The sequence below is a fragment of the Microbacterium paraoxydans genome (genome assembly GCF_020524545.1).
GTDB classification, from domain to species: domain Bacteria; phylum Actinomycetota; class Actinomycetes; order Actinomycetales; family Microbacteriaceae; genus Microbacterium; species Microbacterium paraoxydans_C.
The window spans coordinates 41,504-64,265 of the sequence record NZ_JAIVLG010000003.1; the positions used below are offsets into that span (position 1 = coordinate 41,504).

Annotated in this window: 21 protein-coding genes; 10 read left to right on the forward strand and 11 right to left on the reverse strand. The window is 68.9% G+C overall.

Features of this window, described 5'->3' with window-relative positions:
- Window positions 1-13: 13 nt before the first annotated feature.
- Window positions 14-823, reverse strand: coding sequence for an RDD family protein (locus LC041_RS08265; RefSeq protein ID WP_226532639.1), 810 nt, complete (start codon window positions 821-823; stop codon window positions 14-16).
- Between the two features lie 16 nt (window positions 824-839).
- Between LC041_RS08265 and LC041_RS08270 the strand changes: the two genes are divergently transcribed.
- Complete coding sequence (locus LC041_RS08270) at window positions 840-1,832, forward strand: stage II sporulation protein M (RefSeq protein WP_226532792.1); 993 nt, start codon at window positions 840-842, stop codon at window positions 1,830-1,832.
- 27 nt (window positions 1,833-1,859) lie between these two features.
- Here the strand turns inward: LC041_RS08270 and LC041_RS08275 are convergent, their stop codons facing one another.
- The 5 genes from LC041_RS08275 to LC041_RS08295 all read right to left on the reverse strand — a co-directional run bounded on the left by LC041_RS08275 (window position 1,860) and on the right by LC041_RS08295 (window position 7,354).
- Window positions 1,860-3,167, reverse strand: a complete 1,308-nt coding sequence (locus LC041_RS08275; protein ID WP_226532640.1) for a DUF58 domain-containing protein — start codon at window positions 3,165-3,167, stop codon at window positions 1,860-1,862.
- Window positions 3,168-4,091: an AAA family ATPase gene (locus tag LC041_RS08280; RefSeq protein ID WP_226532793.1), complete on the reverse strand. Its 924-nt coding sequence runs from the start codon at window positions 4,089-4,091 to the stop codon at window positions 3,168-3,170.
- A gap of 97 nt (window positions 4,092-4,188) precedes the next feature.
- Window positions 4,189-5,376 carry a DUF4350 domain-containing protein gene (locus LC041_RS08285; RefSeq protein WP_226532641.1) on the reverse strand — a complete coding sequence of 396 codons (1,188 nt, stop codon included), beginning with the start codon at window positions 5,374-5,376 and terminating at the stop codon, window positions 4,189-4,191.
- Window positions 5,373-6,014: a DUF4129 domain-containing protein gene (locus LC041_RS08290; protein ID WP_226532642.1), complete on the reverse strand. Its 642-nt coding sequence runs from the start codon at window positions 6,012-6,014 to the stop codon at window positions 5,373-5,375. Before LC041_RS08290 ends, LC041_RS08285 begins: the two co-directional genes overlap by 4 nt.
- A complete protein-coding gene (locus tag LC041_RS08295) occupies window positions 6,011-7,354 on the reverse strand; it encodes a hypothetical protein (RefSeq protein WP_226532643.1) in 1,344 nt (447 codons plus the stop codon). Before LC041_RS08295 ends, LC041_RS08290 begins: the two co-directional genes overlap by 4 nt.
- Window positions 7,355-7,451: 97 nt before the next feature.
- Here LC041_RS08295 and mtrA point away from each other — a divergent pair, with 97 nt between their 5' ends.
- The 5 genes from mtrA to hpf all read left to right on the forward strand — a co-directional run bounded on the left by mtrA (window position 7,452) and on the right by hpf (window position 13,066).
- Window positions 7,452-8,132, forward strand: coding sequence for an MtrAB system response regulator MtrA (gene mtrA, locus LC041_RS08300; protein WP_226532644.1), 681 nt, complete (start codon window positions 7,452-7,454; stop codon window positions 8,130-8,132).
- Window positions 8,133-8,139: 7 nt separating this feature from the next.
- Entirely contained in the window at window positions 8,140-9,822 is a 1,683-nt protein-coding gene (gene mtrB, locus LC041_RS08305; protein ID WP_226532645.1) for an MtrAB system histidine kinase MtrB, read from the forward strand.
- Window positions 9,819-11,537, forward strand: coding sequence for an LpqB family beta-propeller domain-containing protein (locus tag LC041_RS08310; protein ID WP_226532646.1), 1,719 nt, complete (start codon window positions 9,819-9,821; stop codon window positions 11,535-11,537). The genes mtrB and LC041_RS08310 overlap by 4 nt, the downstream gene beginning before the upstream one ends.
- A gap of 92 nt (window positions 11,538-11,629) precedes the next feature.
- Window positions 11,630-12,277: a ComF family protein gene (locus tag LC041_RS08315; protein WP_226532647.1), complete on the forward strand. Its 648-nt coding sequence runs from the start codon at window positions 11,630-11,632 to the stop codon at window positions 12,275-12,277.
- 132 nt (window positions 12,278-12,409) lie between these two features.
- Entirely contained in the window at window positions 12,410-13,066 is a 657-nt protein-coding gene (gene hpf / locus LC041_RS08320; protein WP_226532648.1) for a ribosome hibernation-promoting factor, HPF/YfiA family, read from the forward strand.
- 74 nt (window positions 13,067-13,140) lie between these two features.
- On the opposite strand, the gene LC041_RS08325 is transcribed toward hpf, so the two are convergent.
- Both LC041_RS08325 and LC041_RS08330 read right to left on the reverse strand, forming a co-directional pair.
- Window positions 13,141-14,460, reverse strand: coding sequence for a hypothetical protein (locus LC041_RS08325; protein WP_226532649.1), 1,320 nt, complete (start codon window positions 14,458-14,460; stop codon window positions 13,141-13,143).
- A gap of 103 nt (window positions 14,461-14,563) precedes the next feature.
- Entirely contained in the window at window positions 14,564-15,184 is a 621-nt protein-coding gene (locus LC041_RS08330; RefSeq protein ID WP_226532650.1) for a PadR family transcriptional regulator, read from the reverse strand.
- Window positions 15,185-15,373: 189 nt separating this feature from the next.
- Here LC041_RS08330 and secA point away from each other — a divergent pair, with 189 nt between their 5' ends.
- The gene (gene secA / locus LC041_RS08335; RefSeq protein ID WP_226532651.1) at window positions 15,374-18,175 is read left to right on the forward strand and encodes a preprotein translocase subunit SecA; all 2,802 of its coding nucleotides are present in this window, start codon (window positions 15,374-15,376) and stop codon (window positions 18,173-18,175) included.
- 69 nt (window positions 18,176-18,244) lie between these two features.
- Complete coding sequence (locus LC041_RS08340; RefSeq protein ID WP_226532652.1) at window positions 18,245-19,471, forward strand: pyridoxal phosphate-dependent aminotransferase; 1,227 nt, start codon at window positions 18,245-18,247, stop codon at window positions 19,469-19,471.
- On the opposite strand, the gene LC041_RS08345 is transcribed toward LC041_RS08340, so the two are convergent.
- Together LC041_RS08345 and LC041_RS08350 are read right to left on the reverse strand one after the other, a co-directional pair.
- Entirely contained in the window at window positions 19,362-20,639 is a 1,278-nt protein-coding gene (locus LC041_RS08345) for an AAA family ATPase (RefSeq protein WP_226532653.1), read from the reverse strand. The two genes, LC041_RS08340 and LC041_RS08345, sit on opposite strands and share 110 nt — an antisense overlap.
- Window positions 20,636-21,256, reverse strand: a complete 621-nt coding sequence (locus LC041_RS08350; protein WP_226532654.1) for an SAF domain-containing protein — start codon at window positions 21,254-21,256, stop codon at window positions 20,636-20,638. The genes LC041_RS08345 and LC041_RS08350 overlap by 4 nt, the downstream gene beginning before the upstream one ends.
- A 97-nt stretch (window positions 21,257-21,353) precedes the next feature.
- Between LC041_RS08350 and LC041_RS08355 the strand changes: the two genes are divergently transcribed.
- Complete coding sequence (locus LC041_RS08355; RefSeq protein ID WP_226532655.1) at window positions 21,354-21,632, forward strand: helix-turn-helix domain-containing protein; 279 nt, start codon at window positions 21,354-21,356, stop codon at window positions 21,630-21,632.
- Here LC041_RS08355 and LC041_RS08360 read toward each other — a convergent pair.
- Window positions 21,620-22,231, reverse strand: coding sequence for a hypothetical protein (locus LC041_RS08360; RefSeq protein WP_226532656.1), 612 nt, complete (start codon window positions 22,229-22,231; stop codon window positions 21,620-21,622). The two genes, LC041_RS08355 and LC041_RS08360, sit on opposite strands and share 13 nt — an antisense overlap.
- A gap of 127 nt (window positions 22,232-22,358) precedes the next feature.
- Here LC041_RS08360 and LC041_RS17355 point away from each other — a divergent pair, with 127 nt between their 5' ends.
- Window positions 22,359-22,745: an Rv3235 family protein gene (locus tag LC041_RS17355; RefSeq protein WP_308012760.1), complete on the forward strand. Its 387-nt coding sequence runs from the start codon at window positions 22,359-22,361 to the stop codon at window positions 22,743-22,745.
- Window positions 22,746-22,762 lie beyond the last annotated feature (17 nt).

Sequence of the window (22,762 nt, forward strand, 5' to 3'; positions counted from 1 at the left end):
CCCCGGACAGGGGTCAGACGCCGACGCGGCGTCCGGTGAGGAGTTCGGTTCGGCGATCGGCGTTCTCCAGTGCCCGTCGCTCCCGTTCGCGGCGCAGCACGGTGATGCCGATGAGAACCTGCTCGGGGGACACGGGCGGCACCGGCGAGACGTACGGCGTCGCCTCCGCCAGCAGTTCGTGCGCGACACGGATCCGCGCTGCCGGGAGCATCCGTGGAGCACTCACCAGGAACTGCGAGATGCGCCGAGCCAGTCGGTCGGGCATCCGCGCGACGTCGGCGATCTGCGACCATCCGACAAGTGCCGGGGGCAGCGCCGGCGCGTGCGAGGTGAGTGCCGGAGTGCGCACGCGTTGGCTGTAGGTCCCTGCGACCAGGTCACCCAGGCGCTGGGATCGCGCCGTGAAGGCGCCCGCGAGCACAGCGATGCCGCCGAACGTCATGTAGATCTCCAGGACGCCGAGGAGCGCTCGGATGAAGGCGTGACGGAACCCCGCGGCACCTCCGTCCACGCGGACGATGCGTCCGCCGATCGCGAGCTTACCCAGACTACGACCCTTGAGCGCGACCTCCATCGTGATCGGCAGCACGACGAAGCTGACCACGATCGCCGCGACCATCGCGATGCGGTCGGTGGCGTCGTCGAGCACGCCCGCGTTCAGCAGCCAGATGCGCAGGAACAGCCACAGGACGAAGACCGCGTAGCCGAGGAGCATGTCGATGGCGGCTCCGAGCGCGCGCAGGAGGAAGCCGACCGGTTGCACGTCGATGGCGACGGCCTCGCCGGAGAGCACCTCGTCGGAGACGACGATCGGGGTGGACATGAGTACAGTAAATCAGGTGGATGCCGACGCGTTGACCGATGCACGCCGGGCGGAGTGGGAACGGCTCGACGAGCTCAGCCGCGGCCGCCTCGACGGTGCCGGGGTGGATGACCTGATCGTCCGCTACCGCGCTGCCTCAGCCGACCTCGCCGAGCTGAAGACCTCGGTCGGCGACTCTCCGCAGGGAGCGTATCTGTCCACGATCCTGGTGCGAGCACGGCTCCGCCTCACCGGCGCGTCCGACAGCATCCTCACCCAGACGGCCCGGTTCTTCCGGCTGCAGCTGCCCGCCGCCCTCTACCGCTTGCGGTGGACTACCCTGGTGATCGCGGTCGCCTTCATCGCCGTCGCGGTCGGCACGGCCGCCTGGATCGCGAGCGATCCGGCGCTCATCGCGACCCTCGGTCCACCGGACGCGCTCGAGCAGTACGCGGATGAGAGTTTCACGGGGTACTACACCGAGAACCCCGCAGCCGCGTTCATGGGCATCGTGTGGACGAACAACGCCTGGATCGCCATGCAGTGCGTGCTGTTCGGCGTCACGGGGGTCTGGCCCGTGTACATGCTCCTGCAGAACGCGATGGGGATCGGCACGGCCGGCGCGGTCATGGCGGCGCATGACAAAGCCGATCTCATGGTGCTGTACATCCTCCCGCACGGCATGCTCGAGATGACCTGCATCTTCGTCGCCGGTGCGGCCGGGCTGCACGTCTTCTGGGCCTGGGTCGCCCCGGGGCACCGCACCCGCGGGGAGGCGCTCGCCGAGGAGGGGAGAGCCCTCGCCACGGTCGCGATCGGACTCGTCTTCGCGCTGTTCCTGTCGGGGCTCGTCGAGGGCTTCGTGACCGGCTGGGGTCTCCCTTGGCCGGTGAAGATCGGGATCGGTGCTGCTGCGCTCGCGGTGTTCCTGATCTACATGCTCGTCGTCGGCGGGCGTGCTCATCGCGAGGGGGAGACGGGCGACCTCGTCGAGTACGAGGCGGGGACGCCGCGTCTCGTCGCCGGCTGATCGCCTACGGCTGAGGGCCCGGTCGGCTCAGAGGCGTCCCGCGGCCTTCAACTCGAGGTAGCGATCCGCGATGCGAGGGGGGAGTTCCTCCGGGTCGGCGGCGATGGCCTCTCCACCGGCTCTGCGGATCGCGTCGGCGACGTTCTCTGCGTCACGGAGAGTGCGTTCGGCTGCGGCGGCGAGATACACCGCTTCCCGGGAACCACGCTCACGGGCGAGAGCACTGATGCCGTCGTCCGTCACCGAACCGACGAGAACGGTCGTCGCCCGTGACGCTCGCGGGAAGGCACCGAGGAAACCACGGGCCGATTCCGCGGCGTCCTGCGCGGTCAGCGCCACGATCAGCGACGGCCGTGTGGTGAGCGAGCGGACAGCGGCGAACGCACCGTGCCAGTCGGTGTCGACAAGGCGTGCATGCACGGGGGCCATCGCGTCCGTCATCGCCGGGAGCAGCGCGCTGCCATCGATGCCGGTCACCCTGCCACGGACGACGCGGTCGTACAGGAGCAGGTGCACGTGATCGCCGGCGCGCGAGGCGAGCGCGGCGAGGAGGAGAGCGGCCTCGAGGGAGGCGTCGACGCGGGTCCCGTCGCCGACGCGGGCGGCGGCCGTTCGCCCCGTGTCGATGATGATGACGACGTGCCTGTCGCGTTCAGGACGCCAGGTGCGCAGCATCGTCGTCCCGGCGCGGGCCGTGGCCCGCCAGTCGATCGAGCGCACGTCGTCACCCCTCACGTATTCCCGCAACGAATCGAACTCGGTTCCCTGACCGCGCACCTGGATGCTGGTGTTGCCGTCGAGCTCGCGCAGCCGCGCCAGGCGTGAGGGCAGGTGCTTGCGAGAGGAGAAGGCCGGCAGCACCCGGATCGCGCCGCGGACCGCATGCCGTGCCTGCCGGCCGGCGAGCCCCAGCGGGCCGCGCGAGCGGATCATCACGAACTCGCTCACCAGTTCGCCGCGCCGCCGAGGCCGGAGTGCGATCGAGGCGCGGGCGCGTTCCCCGGGCGGCACCCGCAGGTGCTGGCGTTCGGCGGGGGCCCCGGCCGTCGGCTGCCAGGCGTCACGGATCACGGCGTTCAGGGTCTTGGATCCGCGGTTGTGGACGGCGACGCTCACCAGTACCTGCTCGCCCAGACGTGAACGCTTCGGCACCCCGCGGCTCACGGTCACCGAGGCCGGGCTGGCGGCGAGGGCCAGATCCAGGGCGACCAGCAGTACACACAGGCCGACCCAGGCCCCGAGCGCGGGGTACGCCGGATAGCCCGCCAGCCCGAGGAGGACGAGCGGGAGGACACCCACGGCGAGGGCGATCGCGAGCCGGCCGGTGACGAACACCTAGATCGGCACCCGCGTCTGCTGCACCACGGAGGTGAGGACCGCGTCGGCCGACACCCCCTCCATCTGGGCATCCGGTCGCAGCTGGAGCCGGTGGCGCCAGACCGGCACCAGCATGGTCTGCACGTGGTCGGGGGTCACCGCGGAAGAGGCGTTGAGCCACGCCCAGGCCTTGGCGGCCGCGAGCAGTCCGGTCGAGGCACGGGGGCTGGCGCCGAGTTCGACCGAGGGCGACTGTCGTGTCGCGCGCGCGAGGTCGACGACGTAGCCGAGGACGTCGTCGGTGACCTCGACCGCTGCGGCGCGCTGCTGGGCGGCACGGATCTCGTCCGGCGAGACCGCCGGGTCGATGCCCGTCAGCTCACGGGGGGAGAAACCGTCGGCGTGTCGGCGGAGGACCGAGACCTCGGCATCACGTTCCGGCATGCCGACGACGAGCTTCATCAGGAAGCGGTCCAGCTGTGCTTCGGGCAGCGAGTAGGTGCCCTCGTGCTCGATCGGGTTCTGGGTTGCAGCGACCAGGAAGGGGTCCGGCAACGCACGGCTCACGCCGTCGGCCGACACCTGGCGCTCCTCCATGGCTTCGAGGAGCGCCGCCTGCGTCTTCGGGGGTGTGCGGTTGATCTCGTCCGCGAGCAGGATGTTGGTGAACACGGGGCCGGCCCGGAAGTCGAACTCGCCGGTGCGGGCGTCGTACACGAGCGAACCGGTGACATCGCCCGGCATCAGGTCGGGTGTGAACTGGACGCGCTTCGTGTCGAGGCCGAGCGCTCGAGCGAAGGATCGGACCACCAGCGTCTTCGCGACCCCGGGCACGCCTTCGAGGAGGACGTGTCCCCGGGCGAGCAGGGACACCAGGAGTCCGGTGACGGTGCCGGCCTGGCCGACGACGGCCTTGTCGACCTCGGTGCGGACCCGATGCATCGCCTGCCGAAGCGCGGCGTCGTCGGCGGGTTGATTCTCAACGGTCACGGGGTTCCCTCGGCTTCTCTGGAGTGGATGGAAGGGTCGGTTCGTTCGATCATTCGTCGTTCCTCGCGCTGCGCGTGCTCGCCTCCACAGCCGTCTCGAGGTCATCGAGACGGCGTGCGAGATCGATCAGGGAGGCGTCATCGGCGGGCGGGGGCCCGTCCAACAGGTCCTGCAGGGTTCCGCGCGGGATCCGAAGTCGGTCGGAGGCTGCGTCTGCGACCTCGTTCGCCTCGGCGCGTGCGGCGAGTCCGAGCCGGCGCGCGAGACGTCGCCGGGCGCCGTCGCGGAGAGCTTCCGCGGCGTGCGCCGAGTCTGCGGCCCTGGCCGTCAGACGCGCACGACCATGCATGGTTTCGGAGGCGCGGACGGTCACGGGCAGGGTCTCGGCGACCAGAGGACCGAAGCGCTGACCGCGCCAGACAGCAGCGGCGACTCCCGAGAGGAGCAGCAGGAGGATCACCGGTGTGACCCAGGGCGGCGTGAGGGCGCCGAGCGTGTCGACGGACTCGCCCTCGATGTCGGAGTCCACGAAGCTCGGGACGTACCAGACGACGTGGTCTGTCTGAGCGAGCAGGGCGAGGGCCAGTGCGGCGTTGCCGTTCTCCGCGAGGTAGGCGTTCCCGAACAGCCTGGTGCCCTCCACGACGACACGGCGGTCGTCCGTGCGGTCATCCACGAGCACGGCGGCACCGTCCGTGCCGCCGAAGCAGGCCGTCACTCCGGGCGCAGGGGAGAAGAGCCGGTCGGCGCGGATCGTCCCCACCCGGGCGAACTCGGCGGCCTCGCACTCGGCGGAGACCGCGGGAAGCGTTCCCGGGGCGTTCTCACCGATGTCGAGTGCGCTCAGGAGATGCGTCCCCGCGGAGAGGAACACGACGCGTGCCGCCGGTGCCAGGAGCGTCTCCAAGGCGTCATCCGTCAACGTGTAGGGGTTCGCCATCACGAGGGTCGTGTCGTCGCCGATCGCCGCTCGTGCCGCCGTGCGGGAACGCTGGACCTCGACGTCGACTCCTCGGTCGCGGAGGATCTCGGCGAGGGCGAGCGCGCCGGAGTCGTCACGGCCCTCGGGGTCGAGGGCTCCCCGAGCTCCCGGCGGTGTCGCGCTGACGCGGAGCGCGACGAAAGCGACGACGACCACGAGCGCCGCGACGATCAGCCAGCCCAGGATCGTCTTCGTCCGGCGCGGTCCGCGTTCGGCGGTCGACGGGACCGACGCGCTTCGCTCGGTCACGCTCACGCGGGCACCTCCACGGGGCGACGCGCCATCAGCCGGGCGTCGGTGTCGGCGAGTTCCCGATAGCTCTGCTCGGTCGCGGAGTGCCCGAGATAGCGGACGTCGTCGAAGGTCGTGGCCGCGCGGCGCATCGCTTCCTCCTCTTCCGCGAAGACGCGGATCGCCGCGCGTGCGATGGACTGTGCGGTGGCGCCGGGGGCAGGATCGATCAGATCGCGCTCCAGCAGACCGCGGGCGATGGCGCGGTATCGAAGGATCGTCGCTGCGTCCCAGTCGCCCTCGCGTGCACGGCGCTCGGCGTCGCTGCGCAGTTGGGACGCCGAGCGGTCATCGGCCTCCCCGAGAAGATCCGTGTGCCCGCGGCGGACGGCGCGGGAGCTACGCGGACGGCCCCAGATGATGAGGGCCGCGATCAGTGCCGCGATGATGATGGCGATCACGATCACGAGGGCCGCGGGCCCCACGCCCGCACTGTTGTCGGCGCTGAACAGATCGGCGAGGAACCGGCCCACGTCGCGGGCGAGGAGGTCGAACCACGTCGGCTTCGCGTCGGCATAGCGCGGATTGGCGAGCTCCTCCTCGGCCCAGCGTCGCGCCTCGTCGCCGTCGGGGACGAACAGGTCGTCGAGCGGTCTGATCATGCCGTGTCATCGCCGCCGGGCGCGGCCCAACCGGTCTCCTGCGGGGCGGTCGGCGCTGGCGAGGGGGGTGGCGGTGGCGGGAATACTGCCGGCGTGGCCGCGGGGGAGCCCGTGCTCCGCGGCGACACGGGCGGTGCGGAGGGGTACGGCGAAGGCTGCCCCGAGTACGTGGGCGCTCCCGGATGAGGGTAGGGCGCTGTGCCGTACGGCGCAGAGGCGTACCCCCGGGTCATCTGCACGTGCTCCGGTACCTGGCGGGGCGGTGGCGCGGAACTGACGGCGAGAGCGGGATCCACCCGGAACGGATCACTCTGCTGCTCGTCCGTCCAGCCGAGGTCCCGGCGTTCCACATACGCGATGAGCGTCTGATCCAGGCCTTCGTACCGCATGCGGCAGTCGACGTAGATGAGCGCGGCACCGGTGCTCTGGACCACCGCGGCGATCGCCTGGATCACGAGGATGAGGATCTGCGGGGCGAGGACAGCCAGGACGAAGCCGACCACCGCCGCCGGCTCCACGGCCCCGGTGGGCGCGATCACGGGCGTGAGGAGTGTGCTCAGAAGCGTCGACGGAATGCTGACCACTTGCATAGCCACGCCCATGATCACGCTGATGAGGAACATCACCCCGAAGGCGACCCAGAAGCGACCACGGGTGAGGCGCCAGGAGCGGATGAGTGCGTCGCGGAAGCGTGCGCGTTCGAGGACGAGGATCGACGGAACCAGCAGCAGCTTCGTCGTCAGCCACGCGAACAGCGGGATCGCGGCGAGAACGATGAGGATCACCGTGAGGACGACGAGCCCGATGAGCTCGGCGCTGCCGCCCAGACCGCCCGCCACGAACGCGGCGATGATCGCCGCGACGATCGCGAAGAGCCCGAACACCGCGGCCACCGTCAGCGATGCGAAGCCGGCGAGCCGCCAGAATGACGGGGCCATCCTGCGCCAGAGCATCCGGAGCGTGGCCTTCACCCCGACGGCTGCGTAGCCGATCTCGGCGGCGACGACGCCCTGCATGATCGCGGTGAACGCGATCGTCGCGAGACCGACGGCGATCCCGGCGATGAGATTGATCCCGACCGTGCCGGCCAGCACCGCCTCGAAGTCCGGGGAAGAGGGGGCGACCGTCTCCAGTCGGGAGAACGTCGTGAACAGCACGACGCCCATCACCCCCGCCGTGACGAGCACCACGACGAGCTGGAGGACGACCGCGAAGCCGAACAGCACCTTCGGGTTGTGTCGGAGCGCCGCGAAAGCCTTCCCCAACAGCATCCCGAATGTCAGCGGATGAAGAGGGATGATCCCCTTCTTCGGGGCGGGCGTCCACGTCTGGCCACTCAAAAGGCACTCCCTCCATCGTGCGGTCCCATCGTGTCATATCCACGACGTGGTGCGCAGACCTGGGGCCGGTGGGACTGGGTGCCATAAGGTAACAGTTATGACCTCACGCATTCTCGTGGTCGACGATGACACAGCACTCGCCGAGATGATCGGAATCGTGCTGCGCACTGAGGGTTTCGAGCCGGTCTTCTGCGCGGACGGAGCACGAGCCGTCGAGGAATGGCGCACGCAGCGGCCCGATCTGGTGTTGCTCGACCTCATGCTGCCCGGGATGGATGGGATCGAGATCTGCACTCGCATCCGCGCCGAATCCGGGGTGCCGATCATCATGCTCACGGCACGCAGCGATACGGCCGACGTCGTCCGTGGGCTCGAAGTGGGTGCGGACGACTACATGGTCAAGCCGTTCAACCCCAAGGAACTCGTGGCTCGGATCCGGACCCGTCTCCGGCCGACGCCGCAGGCCACGAGTGAGCAGTTGCGGGTCGGCGACCTCACGGTCGACGTGGACGCGCACGAGGTGCGTCGGGGCGCCGATCCGATCGCACTCACGCCACTGGAGTTCCAACTGCTGGTCGCTCTCGCCTCGAAGCCGCAACAGGTGTTCTCGCGGGAGATGCTCCTGGAGCAGGTGTGGGGATACCACTACAAGGCGGACACGCGGCTGGTCAACGTGCACGTGCAGCGCCTGCGCGCCAAGGTCGAGCTCGACCCGGACAATCCCAAGATCGTGATGACGGTACGTGGTGTGGGCTACCGCGCCGGGAGTGTGGGCTAGGAGCACGATGGCTGCGACGACAGCGACCACGACGACGGTCGCCGTCCTGCGCGACTGGCGAGGCTGGCCGACGATGCTCGGCCTCCTGTGGAGGCGGTCCCTCCGGTTCCGCACCCTCTCTATCACGCTGCTCGCGACCTCGCTGGCGATCTTCATCACCTGCGTGACGATGGCCCTCGCGATCCAGAACGACCTGTTCATCTCTCGGAAGAACGTCGCCCTCGAAGACGCACGTCGGGCGGTCGACCAGGCGCAGCGCATCCTCGATGTGGCCGAGGTGGGAGACGACCCGGCTGCGCTCAGCACGCTCTGGGACGGCATCAGGGACACACTGGCGCGCACGTCCAGCACCGACCAGCTCGCGGGGTACAAGATCGAGACCGATGCCGACACCTCGCCGTTGAACGGGTTCGAGGCCGGCCTGAGCGAGAGCCTGCTGAGCCCCGAACTGCGCAGGCGCGTGGTCGAGCTCGATGACCGCCAGGAGTGGCAGTCGGTTGCGCTGCCGGTGGAGAACGGCGGTGTGGTCCCGGGGATCGTCGTCGGTCAGCAGCTCCAGGTTCCGGAGGCGGGACCCTTCGAGATCTACTTCGCCTATGACCTGGGTGACGCCGATCAGACTCTCCTGTTCGTCCAGCGCACGCTCTGGATCGCCGGTATCGGGCTGGTGGCGATCGTGGCGGCGATCTCCTGGGTCGTCCTGCGGGCGGTCTCGATACCGATCGTCCAGGCCGCCGAGACCAGCGCGCGGCTCGCCGCGGGAGATCTGGGCGTGCGGATCGATGTGCACGGCGAGGACGAGCTGGCCATCCTCGGGCGCTCGTTCAACGCCATGGCAGACAGCATCGAGGCGCAGATCAAGGAGCTCGGCGAACTGTCGATGGTGCAGCAGCGTTTCGTCTCCGACGTCTCGCACGAGCTGCGCACGCCGCTGACCACCATCCGGCTCGCCGCGGACATGCTCAACGACCAGCGCACGGAGTTCGAGCCGACCACGGCACGCGCGGCGGAACTGCTGCACGCGCAGGTGCAGAGGTTCGAGACCCTGCTCTCCGACCTCCTGGAGATCAGCCGCTACGACGCGGGATCGGTGCAGCTCGAGCTGGAGGCGACGAGTCTCGCGCACCTGGCGGAGGACGTCATCGAACAGATGAGGCCGCTCGCGGACGGACACGGCACCGAACTGCGGCTGGTGGCGCCGGGCGGCTACTCGCCCGTGGACATGGACCCCCGACGGGTGCGCCGCGTACTGCGCAATCTGATCGGCAACGCGATCGAGCACGGGGAGGGTCGCCCGGTCGTCATCACCGTCGACAGCAACCAACACGCTGTTGCCGCAGGGGTGCGCGACTTCGGTCTCGGGATGGAGCCGGGTGACGCGGAGCGCGTGTTCGATCGCTTCTGGCGGGCGGACCCGTCGCGGCAGCGCACCATCGGAGGCACGGGGCTCGGCTTGTCGATCGCCCTCGGAGACGCCACCCTGCATGGAGGAACGCTGGCGGTCTGGTCGGAACTCGGCGTCGGGACGAACTTCGTGCTGACCATACCTCGCCACGAGGGGACGCTGGACGGTCCCAGCCCGATCCCCGTCGAGCCGCAGGAACCGTTGGCGGAGCTCGGCGACGCGACGCAGCCGATCTCCCTCGCCGAGAGTCGCATCGATCTGTTCGACGAGGGGGAGGGATCATGATCCGCGAACGATCGAGGAGACGGCTGCGTGCTGCGGCTCTGGCGCTCGCGGCGTTGCTGCTGCCCGCGTGTGCAGGGCTTCCGACCAGCGGTGACGTGACGGTCGGTCTCAAACTCGGCGAGTCGTCGCAGGACATCGATTTCCTCCCGGTCGCCTCGGGCCCGATCAAGGGCGCCGGACCGGAGCGGATCGTGGAGGGTTTCCTGGAGGCCGGCATCACCACCTCGGACAACTGGGCGACGGCGCGCGAGTTCCTCTCGCCCGCGCTGCAGCGGACCTGGCGACCGGCTTCGGGCGTGTCCGTCGACGTGGGAACCGAATCCCGCACCATCACCTCCACGGTCCCCGATGAGTTGGTGGAGGAGGCGGAGTCGGCGGAGGTGCAGGTCGAGCTGGATCTGGTCGCGAGCGTCGACGAGGCCGGTGCCTATGCGGACGCGCCCGGTGCCTCGACCATGCCGTTCACCCTCGAGCGGATGGAGGACGGCGAATGGCGTATCACGGAGGCACTCGACGGCGTCGTGATCGACGACGCGCGTTTCGACAAGGTGTACGACGCGTACCCGTTGCAGTACTTCGACCTCGGCTGGTCCAGACTCGTGCCCGACATGAGGTGGTTCCCCCGGCGCCAGAGCCCGGCGACGACCGTCACGCGCGCTCTGATCGGCGGCGCGCCGAGCGTCTGGCTGGATCCCGTCGTGCAGAACTCGTTCCCCGCCGATGTGCAGCTGGCCCAGGACGCGGTTCCCATCACCGGGCAGGTGGCCGAAGTCGCGCTCACCCGTCCGGCCGTCGCACTCGACGCGACGACGCTCGCGCGGATGCGCACCCAGTTGCAGGCGACACTGAGGGCCGCAGGCGTCGCCATCACCCGCGTGCAGTTCACCGTGGACGGCCGAGATCTCGATGCCGGAGTGGTCGAGGTGATCGAACCGTCGAGCGAGGTGGGCACCCTCGTCCTGAAGGACGGAGTCTTCGGCAGGATCGTGGGAGATGAGATCTCGCCGCTTCCGGGAGTCAGCGCCGAGATCGCCGCGATCGCTCAACCCATCCTCTCCCTCGATGTGGCAGCCGACGAGTCACAGGTCGCGGCGCGACTCGGCGACGGCCATGTCTATCTCGTCCGCGAGGACAGTCGTATCGAGCTGGATTCGCGTACGGGTCTCATCGAGCCTTCGCTCGACCCGTACGGCTACACCTGGACGGTGCCGGGGGGCGACCCGTCCGCCGTGCAGGCTCGGGACACCGAGGTGGTCCCGCATGCGGTGGGGAATGCCTGGCCGAATGCGTCCGCGATCTCGGATCTGCGGGTCGCCGCGGACGGCAGCCGGGTGGCTGCGGTCATCACGGTCGGCAAGCAGTACTGGGTGGTCGTGGCAGGCATCGTCCGCGACACCGAGGGGGTTCCGATCGAGCTGGGCGATGCCAAGCAGCTGATACAGCTCTCAGAGCCGGCGACGAGTCTGGTGTGGTTGGGGCCCGATCAGCTGGGCGTGCTGATGGATCCGAATAGCCCGAAGCTCATCACCCAGATGGTGGGGGGACCGGGTACGTCGGAGGCTGCTCCCGGCGACGCGATCTCCGCTGCCGGCGCACGGACGACAGTGGGAGTGCGCATCCTCGGAGCGAACGGTCAGTTGTTCGCACATGCGGGCACGGCGTGGCGTGAGGTCGCGTCCGGCATCTCCGTCCTCGCGACCCGCGCAGGGGAATGACCTTTCCTGCACGTCACGGTCTCGTCCGGCAGCTCTGAGGATCATCGGCGGCACGACGGTGCGGCCGAGGCGACGAGCCGCAGACTCGTCGGATGCAGGAAGATTCCCGCCTCCTTCAGATCGGCGCAGAGGCCGCCGCGTTCCTGCTCGCTGCGAGCTGTGCGGGCTGCGGTGAGCCCGGTCTCCTGTTGTGTCCAGGGTGTCGGAGTGCTTTGGCGCCGAGACCGAAGGAGTCGGTGACACCGGCGGGGCTGCCCGTCCGATCCGCCCTCGCGTTCGACGGGGTCGCGGCGCGCTGCATCCGACGACTCAAGGGGGAGGGCGACACTCTCGTCGCACGCCCGCTCGGTGCGGCGCTGGCGAGCGTCCTGACCCCGCTGGTGACAGCGGCGACGTGGGTCGTGCCCGTCCCGACGAGTCGCTCCGCATTCCGGCGTCGGGGCTATCGCGTCCCCGACCTGCTCGTCCGCCGTGCGCGCGCCGATCCGCATGCCGTGCTCGCGACGGTGGGAGCGCGCCCGGATCAGCGCGGGCTGGGCGCGCGCGCACGCCAGGCGAACGTCCGAGGAACGATGCGTGCCCGGCGTCGAGGAGGGGGAGCCCAGGCGGTCGTCGTCGACGACGTGGTCACGACCGGCGCGACGCTCGACGAGGCCGCACGCACCCTCACCGCGGCCGGTTTCCGTGTCGTCGCGGCCGTCGCGCTCGCCGCCACGCCGCTTCACGGCGGATTCGGATGAACCTCATCGGCAACCCACCGCAGACACAGGAGAACCAGCTCGTGACATCCGCCGACGGGCGGACTACGGTGGGGGGACACAAGGCGACCACGGTCCGCCCTTGGCCGGGAGGACCGGGACAAGGAGGCAGCAATGGAAACAAGCATCGTTGGCGTCGGAGTGGGTATCACCGATCGCTTCCGAACCGTTGTCGAAGAGAAGATCGCCAAGATCCAGATGCTCGCGTCTCGCGCGCAGAGGCTGGATGTGAAGGTCACCCATCGCGTGTATCGCAACGGTCATGTACCCGATGAGACCGTCGAGCTCACGCTGATCGGCAAGGGCCCCGTCGTCCGCGCGGAAGCGACGGATGGAGACAAGTTCGTCGCTCTCGATCTCGCCGTCGACAAGATGTCCGAACAGCTGCGCCGCGCGAAGGAGAAGCGGGTCGATGGACGACAGCACCCGCGCGGCGCCCACTTCGAGAAGGAGAGCGGAGCACTCACGGGCATAGACGTCCAGCCGGCGTCGGCCGACGTCCTGCATGCCGTGGCCACCGGAAACGTACCGGTGCAGCAGGCGGAAGAGGAGGAGTACTCGCCCGTCGTCATCCGCACGAAGAGCTTCGATGCCGAGTGGATGACCGTCGAGGAGGCCGTCGACAGGATGGAACTGGTCGGACACGACTTCTTCCTCTTCGTGGACGTTCGCACCGACCACCCGAGCGTCGTCTATCGGCGAAAGGGCTGGGACTACGGCGTGATCGCGTTGAGCACCCAGGCTCCGCCGTCCGAGGCCCTCGCCTCCTGACCCCCGTCGCGGAACGGCCCGGTCCCGAACGGGACCGGGCCGTTCCGGCGTCCGGGAGACCTGGAAGCCCGGACTCAGTCGAAGATGCCGTCGAGCAGGCTGCCGATCACGAGGCCGCCGAGGATGCCGGACGCGAGGTCTCCGCCCCCGCCACGTCGTCCGCCGCCACCCCATCCGCCGCCGCCCCAGCCCTCGTCCTGCGGGCGGGAGGAATCGATGTCCCGCTGCGCGAGCTGCAGAGCCTCGGCAGCGAGGTGCGCCACCCGCCGTGCCTGCACGAGAGCGGCTTCGCGGGTGTCTTCGGCGGGGAGGAGGTCGGAGAGGTCGACACGAAGCCGTTCCGCCTCCGCGAGACGCGTGCGGGCGTCCGCTCCGATCCAGCCGCGATGACCGGCGATCAGGCCGCGTGCCACCCCCAGCTGTCGATCGGCATCGTCGATCGCGTGCTGCACCTGGGAGATGCTCGGGAGCGGGTTCTCGGCGCGGTGGCGGGCCTTCGCGATGGCGTCGTCCAGCGCCGAGTTGGCGTCACGCAACCGGGAGAGCTCGGCGAACGGGTCGTTGGGCTGTCCCGAAGGCGTCAGCGCAGCGAGTGCGTCCTGAAGGGCGGCGACGGCCGAAGCCACCGCCGGCACCGCGGGAGCGTTGCGTGCGGCGATGAGGTCGCTGCGGGAGTCGGCCACGACCTCGGCGAGGGTGGACTCGGCACGCAGCGCCTCGATCTCGAAGTCCTCGACCGCGTCGAGCAGGGCGGACGCTCGCCTGGTCGCTTCCGTCGCCGTCTCGAGTGCGACGTTGGCCTCTTCGTTCTGCTTCGCCGCTCGACGGCGCTCCGACACGTCGGCGCTGTGCGTTGCGAAGCTGATGAGCTGCTCCGCTTCGGCAGCGCTGGCCGTGATCTGGTGCATCGCGGAATCGGCGTAGCGTGCGGAGAGCCGCGCGACCGTCTCAGTGGTCTGGGGGATGCGGTCGCTGAGCGCTGCGGCCTGCGCTCGCACCTGCGCGATGACCTCGGGCGCGCGCCGAACCTTGGCGACGGACTCCGCGAGCACGGAGGTCTTCTCGTCGAGGAGGTCCTGAGCCCACTCGCACAGTTGCAGGATGCGCGCGTTGCGGGTGCGCAGCTCTTCGTCGGTGTCGGGGATCTCGTCGTGGTTCAGCTGGTGGAGTTGGAACGCCTCGCGCAGATGGGTGCGCACCGCCGTGAGTGCCGTACGCAGGTCGGCGGTGAGGCCTTCGCCGAGTTCGGCCTCGGCGAAGGAGAGCTCATCGGCCGTGGTGCGGATCCGCTCGTCCGCTCCGACGAGGGCCTGCTCCGCACGCCGAGCCAGATCGGCGTCCCGTGCGGCGATCTCTTCCTGTTCGCGTTTGCGCTTGCCCCAAAATCCAGCCATGGGTCGATCCTAGTTTCCCCGGCGCATGAGCCGGCTGAGCATCCGCTCCGGGCGAACGAGGACGATCGGACGAGTCGTTCCGTGTCGTCTCGCCCCGATGCGGTCATGCCGCCGGTGCGGTCTCCGAGATCTCGGTCGCGGATTTCGCGGGGCGTCCGCGTTTCGGGCGCTCGGCGGTCAGTTCGAGCGCCATCGCGTGCTGCGGGTGTCCCGTGAGGCGCTCGGCAGCGTGGTCGAGCCAGCGCACCTCGGCTTCCGCGGAGAAGATCATCGAGTCGATCACCAGCGACCAGGCCAGTCCTTCGGGGCCGTCCTCACCGCGCTTCGTCCGTCGCATGTGCCGCAGCGTCTCGAGTTGCTCCAGCGATGCCGCGCGTTGGGCGTGGATCGTGGCCGCTGCGTCGACGCCGGGGAGGGTCGCGGCGACGGCGAGCTTGATCGCCAGCTCATCGCGGGTCCCGGTGGCCGGTGCGATGGGGGAGGCGAGCCACCGTGCGGCCTCCGCCTCTCCTGCGCGGGTGATCTGCCAGTACACGTGCCCCTGCTCATCGGTGTGGCCGCGCTGCACCAGGCCGTCCCGTTCGAGTCTTTCGAGCGTGTTGTAGATCTGGCCGACGTTCAACGGCCAGACCGAACCCGTGCGTCGATCGAACTCGTGCCGCAGCTGGTATCCGTAGCAGGCTCCCTGGGCGAGGAGGGCGAGCATGCTCTGGCGTACGGACATCTGCGTCTCCTTTTACGATCGGGCCGAATGCGATACCGAGTATATGGATACCGGGCACCGACTCGTCGAGACGCGCGGCACCGCCATGCAGGCGACGTGCAGGTCACGGGCCGGTAACATGGCAAAGTATGCCTGGCGTCGGGTCCATCGATGTCCGGCGAATTACCCACTGACAGGGAGATGACATCCGTGGCCAATCCTCTTGAGAAGCTGCTGCGTGCGGGCGAGGGGCGGGTCATCCGCCGCCTGAATCAGGTCGTCAAAGCAGTGGGAGCACTGGAAGAGGACATCTCCAAGCTCACCGACGACGAACTGCGCAACGAGACGACGGAGCTGCGGGCGCGGTTCGAGAAGGGCGAGACGCTCGACCAGCTGATGCCCGAGGCGTTCGCCGCCGTACGCGAGGCGGCCAAGCGCACGCTCGGCATGCGTGCCTACGACGTGCAGATCATGGGCGGCGCGGCATTGCACCTCGGGAACATCGCCGAGATGAAGACCGGAGAGGGCAAGACCCTGGTCGCGACCCTTCCCGCGTATCTGAACGCGATCGCAGGCAAGGGCGTCCACGTCATCACCGTCAACGACTTCCTCGCGAGCTACCAGGCGGAGCTCATGGGGCGTGTGTTCCGTGCCCTGGGCATGACCACCGGCATCATCGTCTCGGGCCAGACGCCCGCGATCCGCCGCGAGCAGTACGCCGCAGACATCACCTACGGCACGAACAACGAGTTCGGGTTCGACTACCTGCGCGACAACATGGCGTGGCGCAAGGAGGACCTCGTCCAGCGCGAGCACTTCTTCGCGATCGTCGACGAGGTCGACTCCATCCTCATCGACGAGGCCAGGACGCCGCTCATCATCTCCGGGCCGTCCTCCGGCGAGGCCAATCGCTGGTTCGCCGAGTTCGCGAAGATCGCGCGCACCCTCGAAGCGGGGGAGGACTACGAGGTCGACGAGAAGAAGCGCACCGTCGGCGTCCTCGAACCCGGGATCGAGAAGGTCGAGGACTACCTCGGCATCGACAACCTGTACGAGTCGGCGAACACTCCGCTCATCTCATTCCTCAACAACTCGATCAAGGCGCTGGCGCTGTTCAAGAAGGACACCGACTACGTGGTGATGAACGACGAGGTCATGATCGTCGACGAGCACACCGGCCGCATCCTGGTCGGACGCCGCTACAACGAGGGAATCCACCAGGCGATCGAGGCCAAGGAGGGTGTGCCGGTCAAGGCGGAGAACCAGACTCTCGCGACCGTCACCCTGCAGAACTACTTCCGCCTCTACGACAAGCTCGCCGGCATGACCGGTACCGCTGAGACGGAGGCGGCCGAGTTCATGTCGACCTACAAGCTCGGCGTGATCCCGATCCCGACCAACAAGCCCATGATCCGCAAGGACCAGGCGGATCTCGTGTACAAGAACGAGACCGCGAAGTTCGCCCAGGTCGTCGAAGACATCGCCGAGCGGCACGAATCGGGACAGCCCGTGCTGGTCGGTACCGTCAGCGTCGAGAAGAGCGAGTACCTCTCGCGTCTGCTCGCGAAGAAGGGCATCAAGCACGAGGTCCTCAACGCGAAGAACCACGCGCGTGAGGCCGAGATCGTCGCACGAGCGGGGCGCCTTGGCGCGGTCACGGTGGCCACGAACATGGCGGGTCGAGGCACCGACATCATGCTCGGGGGCAACGCCGAGTTCCTCGCGGTGCAGGATCTCAAGGCCAAGGGCCTCGATCCGGTCGAGACCCCCGAGGAGTACGAGACCGCCTGGGACGAGACCTACGAGGCGATGAAGAGCGTCGTGGCCGAGGAAGCCGAGAAGGTCATCGAGGCCGGTGGACTCTACGTGCTCGGCACCGAGCGCCACGAGTCGCGCCGTATCGACAACCAGCTCCGCGGTCGCTCGGGCCGTCAGGGTGACCCCGGCGAGAGCCGCTTCTACCTGAGCCTCACCGACGACCTGATGCGACTGTTCCAGTCCGGCGCCGCTGAGGCGATCCTGGCGCGCACCAACTTCCCGGACGACGTGCCGATCGAGTCGGGCCTCGTGTCCCGCGCCATTCGCAGTGCGCAGTCGCAGGTCGAGTCGCGCAACGCCGAGATGCGCAAGAACGTGCTCAAGTACGACGACGTCCTGAACCGTCAGCGCGAGGCGATCTACGCCGACCGTCGGCACATCCTGCAGGGCGACGACATCGCCGACAGGGTGCAGCACTTCATCGAGGACGCGATCGCCGGCGTTGTCCGCGACCACACCGGCGAGGGCCACAACGAGAGCTGGGACTTCGACGCGCTGTGGACGGAGCTCAAGACGCTCTACCCGGTCGGGGTCACCATCGACGAGGTCGTCTCCGAGGCGGCGGGCCGCAAGGGCGGCATCACCGCAGAGGGCCTCACGCGCGAGTTGCTCTCCGACGCGAAGATCGCCTACGAATCCCGCGAGGAGTCGCTGGGCGAGGCCGCCACCCGTGAGCTCGAGCGGCGTGTCGTGCTGCAGGTGCTCGATCGCCGCTGGCGCGACCACCTCTACGAGATGGACTACCTCAAGGACGGCATCGGTCTGCGTGCCATGGCGCAGCGCGACCCGCTGATCGAGTATCAGCGCGAGGGGTACGCGATGTTCCAGTCGATGATGGGGCAGATCAAGGAGGAGTCGGTCGGCTACCTCTACAACCTCGAGGTCGAGGTGCGCCGTGCCGCCGACTCGGACACGACCGAGGTCGAGGCCAAGGGCCTCGCAGCGGGGGCGAGCGAACAGCGTCTCGAGTACTCCGCCGCGAACGACGCGGGCGAGGTCGAGGTGCGCAACGACCGCGGTCAGGTTCAGCAGGCGGCGACGGATCGCGTCCGTCAGGCCGCCGTCCGTGCGCAGGCATCGCAGGTCGAGCCCGAAGAGGCGCCCCGTGGTGCTTTCGGGCAGCGTACGGACGCTGAGGCTCCGGCCGCCGGCAACCGCGAGCAGCGTCGGGCACAGGGCAAGAAGAAGAAGTAACAGTTCTCTGCGACAAGGAGGGCCAGTCCGTGTGGATTGGCCCTCCTTTCGTCGCTGTAGGCTTGGTCGATGACCCCAACGCGCAACTTCGACCAGTCGTCGAAGCTCAAGAACGTCCTGTACGAGATTCGCGGAAACGCCCTCGTCGAGGCGGCGCGCTTGGAGGCGGAGGGCCACAAGATCCTCAAGCTGAACACCGGCAACCCTGCCATCTTCGGCTTCGACGCACCGCACCAGATCGTGCACGACATGCTCGCCGCCATGCCGACGGCCCACGGCTACAGCGACAGCAAGGGCATCGTCTCCGCCCGTCGCGCGGTCGTGAGCCGGTACGAGCAGATCGAGGGCTTCCCCCGCTTCGACCCGGACGATGTCTACCTCGGCAACGGCGTGTCCGAGCTCATCACGATGACGATGCAGGCGTTGCTCGATGAGGGCGACGAGGTCCTGATCCCGGCTCCCGACTATCCGCTGTGGACCGCGATGACCAGTCTCGCCGGAGGCACGCCCGTGCACTACCTGTGCGACGAGGACGACGAGTGGCAGCCGGATCTCGAGGACATCCGCTCGAAGATCACGCCCCGCACCAAGGCACTGGTCATCATCAACCCGAACAACCCGACAGGCGTCGTCTACTCCCGCGAGATCCTCGAGGGTCTCGTGCAGATCGCTCGGGAGCATCAGCTGCTGCTCCTCTCCGACGAGATCTACGACCGCATCCTGTTCGACGATGCGGTTCACATCCCGACCGCGACCCTCGCGCCCGACTTGCTCTGCCTCACGTTCAACGGGCTGTCCAAGACCTACCGCGTGGCGGGCTACCGCTCAGGCTGGATGGTCATCACCGGACCTCAGGGGCACGCCAAGGGCTTCCTCGAGGGCATCACGCTGCTGGCGTCGACGCGGTTGTGCCCGAACGTCCCCGCGCAGCACGCGGTTCAGGCCGCTCTCTCTGGTGTGCAGTCCATCGAGGCGCTGATCGCTCCGACCGGGCGCCTGCGCGAGCAGCGGGACATCGCGTGGGAAGGGCTCGAGTCGATTCCCGGGGTATCGTGCGTCAAGCCGCAGGGCGCCCTGTACGCGTTCCCCCGGCTCGACCCGAACGTGCACGAGATCAGGGACGACGCCAAGCTGGTGTACGACCTCCTCGTCTCCGAGCACATCCTCCTGGTGCAGGGCACGGGCTTCAACTGGCCGACTCCGGATCACCTGCGGCTGGTGACGCTGCCCGAGCCGCGAGTGCTGAGCGAAGCCGTCGAACGACTCGGGAACTTCCTCTCGAGCTACCGGCAGTAGAAGCCTCCGCATCGGCGGGAGACAGGGCAGCCGTCAACCGTCTCACGCCGGCGACGAGATGAGAACGCGGTGTGACGTCCGTCATCGGCCGCGCGTGCAGCAGTGCGGCATCCGCGGCGCGCTGGTCGAAGGGCAGGAACGTGGCCTCCGTGATGCCCGCGAATCGCTCGAGGGTACGACGCACCTGACCGCGCGCATCGACGCCCAGCGGACCCGGCCTCACCTGGTTGACGACCACGACGAGAGGCGTCGGCGCGGTGAGGCGGCGCAGCTCGGCGTGGTCGCGCAGGAACCGGCTGATGCCGACAGGGTTCGCCGCGGCGACGGCGACGATCAAGTCCGCCTCGGCCAGCGTCGCCGACGTCGCCGCGTGTCGCCGGGGGCCGGCGAGATCGTAGGTGACCTCGTCGTCCGCGTCGAAGGAGGCTGCCACGTCGACGACGGTCTCGTCGATCCACTCTCGACACGCGTGGAGGGCTGTGCGGAGGCGCGCTGATGCCAGTTCCGGCCAACGGCTCGGGCGGTTGATCCCGGCGAGCACCTCGATCTCCTGGCCGCCGCTCGTTACTCGTGCGGACAGGCGGGACAGTTCGGCGTCGTCGAGGGCGCCTCGCTCGGCGCGACGGCAGGCGGCGGCGATTCCAGGAGCGTCGTCGCTGAGCCCGAGCAGCAGGGCGATCGACGGCGCGACGGTGTCGGCGTCGACCAGGGCTGTGCGTCGGCCGGACCGGGCGAGCTCGACCGCGAGCTGGATGGCGACGGTCGAGCGCCCCGGCGCGCCGTGCGGCCCCCACACCGCGATGATGCGATGGGGGTCGGGCGCCCGCGGCACCGGCGTCTCGGCGACATCGGACACCAGCTCCGCGGCGACCTCCCACCCGGTCGCCTCGGCGGGCAGCGGTGCCGACAAACCGAGGCGCCCGCGCAGACGGCTGTCCGCTCCGCCGAGGGCGATCACGCGTACTCCCGCACGATCACAGGTGGAGATCAGCTCGGTGGTCAGGACGGCGCGGGTGGCAGGGACGATGAGTGCTTCGGTGCCGGCAGGCAGTTCGACGACGGGAGGAGCCGCCACCAGGATCGCCAGGACGTGGATCCCCTCGAGCTCCAGCTCCGCGGCCAGTGCGCTCGCACGGGGCTGGGGGATGGCCACGACCACCGCGGTCATGAGCCGCCGCCGACAGGCAGCACCGACAGGGCGGATCCGCCGGTGATCGCGGCGAGGATCTCGGCGGCGTCGGATCGGTCGATCACGAGCTCGAGACGGGGGCCCGCTGAGGCGAGGACCCCCTCTGGATCGATCACGTCGCGCACGACCACATCGGCGACGAGGATACGTGGCACATCGTGGGAGCGCCCCTCGTCGACCGGCGGAGCGTGCCAGACCTCGACGACGGTGCCGGGCTCCACCTCTTCCGGAATCCCGGTGCTGCTCTCGATGACGATCGTGGTCCGTCGGTTCCGGTCCGCATCGGTCAGAGCCGACACCGCCACGAGCTCGCCCCTCCGGATCGTCCGCGCCGCGATCTGGCCCTGTCGAAGGTCCCCGGGCCCGAGGTAGTCCTCGCTCAACAGCCCGAGCCCCACCTCCACGACCTGGAAGTCGTCTGCGGTGAGAGCTTCGCCCTCCACGATGGTGTGGTCGGCTCGAAGTACCGGCTCCACGTCGTCCGCTGCGTCGATGATGAGCCAGACGGCGGTGATCGAGAGCGCGACCAGGGCGATGCCGGTGAGGAACCGCAGGTCGACCCAGAACGCGCGCCGAGGTCGGGAGAGGAAAGGCATGGCGCTATCGTCACAGAGATCCCTTCGGGACCTCTTCGGTTATCCACAGGGTGCCGTCGGATCCGCTCCCGGGGAGCGCGTCGTGGAGAATGGGGGGATGCCAGCCCCGACCTCGCGTGCGCCGCGATTCCTCGCCCCGGCGCAGGTCGCCGAGTTGCTGAACCTCGGAGTGGGCGAGGTGATCGATCTCGTGCAGGAGGGCAGACTGCGAGGAGCTCAGCTCGGGTCACCACCGCGCTGGCGCGTGGAGGAATCGAGCCTGGAAGACTATCTGGCCGATGAATCGGAGACGTCTCGCCGCATGGCGTTGTGGAGACAGTCGCAGGTGGCGAGCTTTCCCGAAGTGTGGGGCATCTCCTCGGCTCACGGCAACTGATCTCCTGTGGTCCGCATCGTGACGATCGCGGAGAACGGGATGATGCGGAAGCCGTGCACCGCACGGGCGAGCCGTGCCTGCCCCGGGTCATGTACCGCCAGATCCAGGTGATCCGCGGCGGCGCGATCGATCGTGCCGTGCGTGTCACCCGCATGGGTGGTGACGTGCACGGGGACGCGGCGGCGCGCGAGGTCACGCAGCACGAAGCCCAATGTCATCCTCTCCCGGAGCGCGTGCTCGGCGGCGGGGGCTTCGTCGAGGCTCGCCAGGATCATGCCGTGGTCGGCGGCGACGCCCGCGATGGCGTGCAACGGGACGAGCAGAGCCGCCGCCGGTGCACGGCCGACGTCTCCGGAGCCCCGTGTCTCGGCAGCGAGCCAGTCGGCCCCGAGAGTGCGTACCGTGACCGGAAGGCGTCGCCCGTTCACGAGGTCGATCGTGGCATCCGTGCACGCATCGCTGAGGGCCCGTAGCCGCGTCCGCAGGTCCAGCCGGGCGATGCGCAGCCTCTCGGACTCCGCATCGAGCACGGCGCGTTCGGCCTCCCACTCGGAGGTCAGCTGTCCCTCGAGGTCTTCGAACAGTCGGTCCCAGTGCACCCGATCGAGCGTAGGCGAGGCCGATCTCCGACGTACGAGTTATCCACATACTTTCTCGATCGGCGTTCGGGGCGCCGACCGTCGATGTTGTACTGACGACCTCGCAGACCCCGACCGAGAGATCGACATGACGCCTCACGAGTACTTCGCTCCGCAGCCGACACCGACGAGCGAGCTTCCCGATCCTGCGCCGCTCCTGCGCAGCCTCACCCGCGGTGTGCTCGAAGTGCTCGCGGGTGTCCGCGAAGTCGATCAGCTTGCGCGGTGGTTCAGCGAGGACGCGTTCCGCAGCGTGGTCACCCGGGCAAACCTCTCGGCGAGGGCGCGGAGTGCGCGCGGAGTCGCTCCCGCTCGCCCGACGTTCGAGATCCGATCCTTGCGCGTGACTGCTCCGATCGACGGCGTCATCGAAGCTGTCGTCGTGGTGGCCGGACCAGGGCGTACGCGAGCGGTCGCCGTACGCCTCGACGGGATCGATCGGCGTTGGCGCGCGACGTCCCTGGCGATTCTCTGACCGATCTGACCGTAGGC